Raw genomic sequence first — 7,054 nt, forward strand, 5'->3', positions numbered from 1 at the left:
AGGGCGCCGCCTCCGCGATCGCGGGCGCGGTCTCGGGCGCAGCGCCCGCCCTGCTCGGGGCGGTGGCCGGCATCGTGGCCTTCGTCGCCTGCGCGCTCGCCGTCGCGCAGCTGCTGAGCGCGCTGTTCGGCTTCTGGGACGACGCGGCCTCCAAGCAGGGCCTCGAGGGGCTGCCGCCCTACATCACCTACGAGATGGTCGAGGCGGCGCTCGAGTGCCAGGAGGAGTACGGGCACCCGGCGGGCTGCACCATCGCGCAGATCATCCAGGAGTCCGGCCAGGGCGACCGCATGAGCCAGCTCGCAGAGCGCGACCACAACCTCTTCGGCATGAAGTGGTGGTCGGGCTACGCGGGCTGCCCCGAGGTGGCCGGCAAGGCGAACTGGGCCACCAGCGAGGAGTACGTGCCCGGCGAGCACACCCAGATCACAGCGAGCTTCATCCGCTTCACCGGCGACGCCGAGTGCATCCGCTTCCGCAGCAGGGTCTTCCTGCAGGCGGAGCGCTACTCGGGCAACGCCCTCATCCGCGAGGCGATCGAGAGGCACGACTCGGACAGGATGGCCGAGGGGCTCAAGGGCGCCGGCTGGGCGACCGACTCGTCCTACGTCGAGTCCCTGAAGTCGATCATGGCGCAATGGGGCCTCTACAGGCTCGACTCCATGACGGTCGAGGACCTGAAGGACGCATCCGCGAGCGGGAACGCGATCGTCGAGGCGGCGTACAGCCAGCTCGGCGTGCCCTACGTGTGGGGAGGCTCGACCCCCGGCAAGGCGCTCGACTGCAGCGGGCTCACGCAGTACTGCTACGCGCAGGCGGGCATCCGCATAAGCCACTACACGGGTTCCCAGTACGAGGAGCTCAGGCGCATACCGCTCTCGGAGGCGAAGCCCGGCGACATCCTCTACCGCTCGGGCCACGTGGCCATCTACATCGGCGACGACAGGTACATACACGAGCCGCGAACGGGCGACGTGTGCCGTATAGCGAGCGGCATCGGCAGCTTCAGCTGCGCGCTCACCGCGAGATAGGAGAAACCAATGCAGGGAAAGTCAAGGGTCATGGCCGCCGTCGCGGCAAGCGCGCTCGTCGTGGCGCTCGGCGCGGGCGCGGCGCGCTGCGCCATCGCCCCGCAGGAAGGCGCGCAGGATAGTCTCCAGGAGCAAGAGCAGCCCGCGGCTGCAGGCGCCGACGCGGCAACCGGGAAGGCCGCCTCGGGCGCCGAGGCGCTCTGGAACACCGCATGGACGGGCGCCGACGACCCGACAGCCACGCTGCGGATCGTCGAGGGCGCCATGGTCGAGTGCGCGGGCGGTTCCGAGCGCGCCTGGTTCTTCTCGGCCGAGGAGCCCTCCGAGGCCGGCGGCGTGCTCAGCGTGCCCATCGAGGTCAAGGGAACCGGCGACAAGGCGGGAGGGCTCTCGCTCATCCAGGTCTCGGGCGACGGGGACGCCCGCATCCTGGCATGCGACCTTCTGACGCAGGCCTACGTGCCCCAGAAGGCGCAAGACGGAGCGTTCTCCGTGACCGGCACCGACGACCGCCTCTCCGAGGCGCTGGGCGCGGATGCCGCCGCCATCGAGGAGGTCGTCGCCGGGAAGGCGGCGGAGGTGTCCCCGCAGGCGGCGAGCGCCTCCTGGGACAAGGAGGTGTGGCTCGACTACGCCGGGAACGTCGCGTCGACGACCTTCACGCTCGACGACCCCGCCTCGACGGTGGTCACCGTGGTCTCGCGCGGCGGCTCGCTGGAGGCGATGTAGCCGTGCGGGCGCTTGAATCGCGACGCCGAAGGGCGTTCGCCATCTCCGCCGCGACGGCATTCGCCCTCTGCGCGCTCCTGCTCGTCCCCGCGCAGCCGGCATACGCCGACATCGCCGGGGACGTCAACGATTGGCTGTGCGGCCTCCTGCGCGACTGCTGCAACTGGATGTTCAAGGCGCAAACGGGCGTGCTCGGGTCGATCGGCGCGAACGGGATCCTCTCGGCCGACTTCGCGCACATGCTCACGAGCTCGAGCGACCTGACCATGAACGACGTCGCCAGGGGCGTATGGCAGGTTGCCATCCTGCCGATCGGGTGCGGGGTGCTCGGCCTGGTCTTCACCCTGAAGCTCATCGAGATCTCCCAGCGCATGGACGGCAGCCAGAGCCTTCCCGGCGTCAAGGAGGTCGTTTTCCTCCTCGTGTTCTTCGCCGTGTTCCTGTTCCTCATACAGAACAGCTTCGACCTGATGGCGTCGATCTACGAGGTCTGCGGGCTCGCCATCGACCGAGTCGAGGCGCTCTTCGGCGCCGGAGGCGCGCTCGACCTGCCCGAGGTGTCCGTCGTCACCACCGACGACGACATCCCGTCGCTCATCGCCATGCTCGTCGTGAGCCTCATCAGCTGGGTCGTGGTGCTGGCGGCCTACGTCGTCGCCCTCGTGGTCTGCTGGGCCCGCGCGCTCCAGCTCTACATCATGGCCGCGTTCGCCCCGATCCCGCTGGCGTTCCTCGGCATGGACGCCACGCGCCAGATAGGCCTTGGCTACCTGAAGAGCTTCGGGGCGGTCTGCATCGCCGGCGTCATCATCCTCGTGCTGCTCATATCGTTCCCGCTCGTGCTCGGCGGGCTCACCGGGGCGAACCCCGGGACGGGCACCCCGGCCGACGCGGTCGCGAACGGGCTCACCTACGCGCTGCAGTACCTGGCCATGTGCGTGCTGCTCATCCTGGCCCTCGTGAAGAGCGGCTCCTGGGCGCGCGACATCGTGAGCGGCTTCTAGCGGAAAAGCGAGGAAGGAGGCGGTCGCCATGAGATAGGGGCGCCGCGCCGGGGCACGCGTCCCGGCGGAAGAAGACAAGCACGGACGAACGACGAAAAGGAGGAAAGACATGGAAGAGAGGAAGAACGTGTACCTCTCGCTGCACAAGAGCTTCGTGCGCGAGGGAATCGAGTACACCGACCGCGCGACCGGCGAGGCCAGGACCTTCAACTCGGCGACCCTTCCCAAGGGCACCGTCGTCGACGGCGTGGACGTGGGAGGCTACGAGTTCAGCCCCATGTTCGTGAACGAGAGCCGCTTCAAGGGGGCCGACTTCCGAGACATACCGCTGCTCGCGAACCGCGAGGTGTGGCTAAGGAAGACGGTGATGGGACCGGGCGGCCAGCCCGAGCTCGACGAGGACGGCCGAACGGTCAAGGACACCGTGAAGGTCATGCCGGCGCAGCTCAAGGAGGCCGTTGACGCAGGGCGCTCGCGCTACCTCGCGGAGCGCGCCGAGCACGCCCGCCAGGCGAGCCGTGCCGCTGAGCACGACGCGCCCCGCGCACAGCGAAGCGTTGAGAGATAGGGAGGCGGAAAGATGAACGCAGCGAAAGACTGCACCCTGCAGGAAAAGCTCCTCCGATGCGCCATGGCGCTCATCCTGGCGGCGGGGGCCCTGCTCGCCTCCGTGGCGGCCTCGCCCGCCTACGCCGCGCCGAGCACGGTCGACGTGTCCATCGGCGGCAAGATCCCATACGGCGGCTTCGCCACCACTTGGATGAGCGCCGACGGGAACATCGCCTACTGCGCCGAGCCCTCGTCCCCGACGCCCGCTCCGGGCTCCTACTCGACGAGCCCCGTGCCGAACGCCAACGTGACAGCGGCGATCTGGTACTCGTTCGGCTCTCCCGGCTTCGACGCCTCGATGTTCCCGGGCAGCTGGTACGACGGCGGCGGCTGGGACGACGCCAAGTACGCGGCTGCGAGCCACGTGCTCATCGCCTATGCCTACTCGGGGTCCGAGTCGGCGGCCGTGCACGGCACGAGCTCCGAGTTCGCCTCCTGGGCGAAATCCGAGCTGATTGGCGGGACCTACTCCCGGATGAAGGCAGGCGCCGGCAAGGTATCTGCCGGGTTCGAGGCGTTCTGCGTCAGGACCGGCGGCGGCTCACAGACGCTCGTGAGCTTCAGCTGGTCCGCAGGCGGCGTCAAGGTCGCCAAAGAGGACTCCGAGGCGGGCGCAGAGCCCCAGGGCGACGCCTCGCTCGACGGCGCGAGCTTCTCCGTCGTGAACGAGACCGGCCGCTACGTGCTGGTCGGCGGAAAGTACTACGCCGACGGCGAGGTCTGCGCCACGATCAAGACCGCGCCCGAGGGCGGGTCGCACGTCGCCGCGACCGGTGCCGACGCGCTTCCCGCGGGCAATTACAGCATCGTCGAGTCCGGAGCGCCCGAGGGCTACGACGCCAACGACGCCTCCATCGCGTTCACCGTGAAGGATGGCGAGGTGGCCGACCTCACGGGCGACCCCGTGACCGACGAGGTCGTCCGCGGCGGCGTGCAGGTGACCAAGTCCGACAAGGAGCTGCAGGCGTCAGAGGCGCTGGCGGGCAGCGGCCACGCGGAGGCGCCTGGCGAGCACCCCGGCCTCGATGGGATCGAGTTCACCGTCACGAACAGGTCCGCGCACAAGGTCCTCGTTGACGGCGAGTGGCGCGAGCCGGGCGAGGCCGTGGCAACGCTGACCACCGCATGGAACGAGGAGGTCGGCGCCTACACCGCGCAGACAGAGGCCGGCACCCTGCCGTACGGAACCTATGACGTGCGGGAGACGGCGACCAACGGGAGCTACCTGCTGACCGACGGCGAGCCCCGCACCTTCGAGGTCCGCGCCGCCGGCGAGGTCGTGAACGCCTCCGCGGACGGTGCCGCGCTCGAGTTCCGCGACCAGGTGGTGCGCAACGACCTCGAGGTCTCCAAGAAGAGCGAGCCCGACAACGCCGGCCTCATGGTCCCGTTTGCCATCGAGAACGCGGCAACCGGCGAGACGCACGTGCTGGTCACGGACCGCAACGGCAACGCGTCCACCGCTAGCAGCTGGAACAGGCACTCGAGCGACACCAACGCCAACGACGCACTGCTCGGCCACGAGGGCCCGATTACTGCCGCTGACATGAACCCGAAGGCCGGCATCTGGTTCTCGCTCGGCGAGGACGGCTCCTCGGCGCCCGTCGACGACTCGCTGGCTGCACTGCCGTACGGCGCCTACACCATGACCGAGCTGCGCTGCGAGGCCAACGAGGGCCTCGAACTCATCACGAGGAGCTTCTGGATCGAGCGCGACTCGACGGTCGCGAAGGCCGTGTGGATGGGCCTCGACGACCAAGAGGAACCGCGCATCTCCACCACCGCAAAGGACGGGGCGGACGGCGACAAGGACGTCTCGGCCGACGCCGAGGCCAAGGTCGTCGACGCGGTGGCCTACGAGGGGCTGAAGGCCGGCGAGGAGTACGAGCTCTCGGCCACCCTCGTCGACAAGGCGACCGGCGAGCCCGTGGCCGACGCCTCGGGCAAGCCCGTAGAGGCCAAGGCCGAGTTCGCGCCCGCGCTCTCGACGGGCAGCCAGGACGTAGAGATCTCCTTCGACGCGAGCCTGCTCGGCGGCCGCGACCTGGTCGTGTTCGAGAGCCTTCGCAAGGACGGCGCCGAGGTGGCGTCGCACGCGGACCTCTCCGACGAGGGCCAGACCGTCCACGTCGCCGTCGAGGTGGGCACGCAGGCGGCCGACGCCGCCGACGGCGACCAGGTCGTCGAGGCCGGCAAGGCAAAGGTCGTCGACACGGTGGCCTACAAGGGCCTCGTCCCCGGCGAGACCTACATCGCCGTGGGCACGCTCATGGACAAGGGCACCGGAGAGCCGTTCCTCGACAAGGACGGCAACGAGGTGACCGCGCGCACGCCCTTCGAGCCCGAGGCGCCCTCCGGCACCGTCGAGGTGACCTTCGAGTTCGACACCGAGGGCCTGGCCGAGGGAGACGAGCTCGTCGTCTTCGAGAAGGTCCTGAACTCCGCCGGCAACGTCGTTGCGACCCACGAGGACATCGACTCCGCCGAGCAGAGCGTCGTCGTGGACAACCCCGACACGCCCGAGGTCCCCGAGGAGCCCTACGCCAAGACCGGGGCCGACGCCCCCGACGGCACCGGCTACGCCGTGGCCGCAGGCATCGCTCTGGCAGCTGCGGCGGGTGCGGGCGGAGCGCTTGCGTATCGCAAGCGCAAGGCGGCCGCGAGCAAGGACGAGGCGGCCGAAAAGCCGGAAGAGTAGCGGCAGCGCATCGATACCGAACCGGAGGCCCTGGGCGCTCGCCCGGGGCCTCCCCTGCGAACGGGGGAGGACATGGACAAAGGGAAAGCCGCCACGGCGCTCGCCGTCGCCATGGCGTTGCTGGCGCTGGCGGCGCTCGCCGTCTTGCCGCAGCCCGAGAGGAACCCTTACGAGGTGCACGAGGTGCCTACTGCGGAAGAGGACGCGACAATGGAGGCTCAAGAGACGGGAGGCGGCATCGACTGGGACGCCCTTCCCGCCTCCGTCGTCGCTTGGGTGCGCGTGCCGGGCACGACCGTCGACTACCCGATCGTCCAGGGCCGGCCCGAATCGCCCGACTTCTACCTCACGCACGACGCCGGCGGCGAAAGATCCGCGTGGGGCGCTCCCTACATAGATGCCGGGTGCGCGCAGGGTGCCGAGAGCCCGCTCGTCATCGTCTACGGGCACCACATGTCCGACGGCACCATGTTCGCGCCGCTCGCGCAGTACTCGTCGCGCGACTTCGCCGAGGGGCACCGCACCATCCGGATCTACACCCGCGAGAAGGCGATCGAGCTCAAGGTCTTCGCGGCCGACGTGGTCGACGCGAGCTCGGAGGGCAAGCGGACCGACTTCGCCGACGCGGCGGAGCTCGCCGCCTACCTCGGGGACAAATTGTCCCGGTGCGAGGTCGTCCTGGAAGAGCCGGCGGACATCGCGCAGGCCTGGGCCTTCGTGACGTGCAGCTACCAGACGAGCAACTCGCGCACCGTCGTCTACGCGAAGGAGGTGGAAGGATGGGATTCGCGCCCTTCGGAATAGGGCTCCTCATGGGGCTCCTCGCGCTCACGGCCTACGCCTGCTGCGCAGCCGGCGACGACGACCGGGACTAGCCGTGGGAAATCGAAATCGCACAACGGAAAGAGGCGGGCAATTGCCCGCCTCTTTCCGTTGTGCGATTTCGATTTCCCACGGCTAGTCCCGGTCGTCGTCGCCGGCTG

6 protein-coding genes are annotated in these 7,054 nt (G+C 69.3%); all 6 read left to right on the forward strand.

Translation table 11 applies throughout. The annotated features are described in order from the left end of the window. A partial coding sequence (locus DW180_RS09665; protein ID WP_199569974.1) for an NlpC/P60 family protein occupies nt 1-1,031 on the forward strand: 1,031 nt, incomplete at its 5' end. Between the two features lie 30 nt (nt 1,032-1,061). Then, complete coding sequence (locus DW180_RS10395) at nt 1,062-1,760, forward strand: hypothetical protein (protein ID WP_199569975.1); 699 nt, start codon at nt 1,062-1,064, stop codon at nt 1,758-1,760. A gap of 2 nt (nt 1,761-1,762) precedes the next feature. After that, on the forward strand, nt 1,763-2,764 hold the full coding sequence (locus tag DW180_RS09680) for a conjugal transfer protein TrbL (RefSeq protein WP_233545243.1): 1,002 nt from the start codon (nt 1,763-1,765) through the stop codon (nt 2,762-2,764). Between the two features lie 109 nt (nt 2,765-2,873). After that, the gene (locus tag DW180_RS09685; protein WP_118238491.1) at nt 2,874-3,332 is read left to right on the forward strand and encodes a DNA gyrase; all 459 of its coding nucleotides are present in this window, start codon (nt 2,874-2,876) and stop codon (nt 3,330-3,332) included. Between the two features lie 12 nt (nt 3,333-3,344). After that, nucleotides 3,345-6,071, forward strand: a complete 2,727-nt coding sequence (locus tag DW180_RS09690; protein WP_118238492.1) for a VaFE repeat-containing surface-anchored protein — start codon at nt 3,345-3,347, stop codon at nt 6,069-6,071. 72 nt (nt 6,072-6,143) lie between these two features. Further along, complete coding sequence (locus tag DW180_RS09695) at nt 6,144-6,875, forward strand: class B sortase (RefSeq protein ID WP_118238493.1); 732 nt, start codon at nt 6,144-6,146, stop codon at nt 6,873-6,875. The last annotated feature ends 179 nt before the right edge of the window (nt 6,876-7,054 follow it).

It is taken from the genome of Collinsella sp. AM16-21, assembly GCF_003471905.1.
In the GTDB taxonomy this organism is placed as follows: Bacteria; Actinomycetota; Coriobacteriia; order Coriobacteriales; family Coriobacteriaceae; genus Collinsella.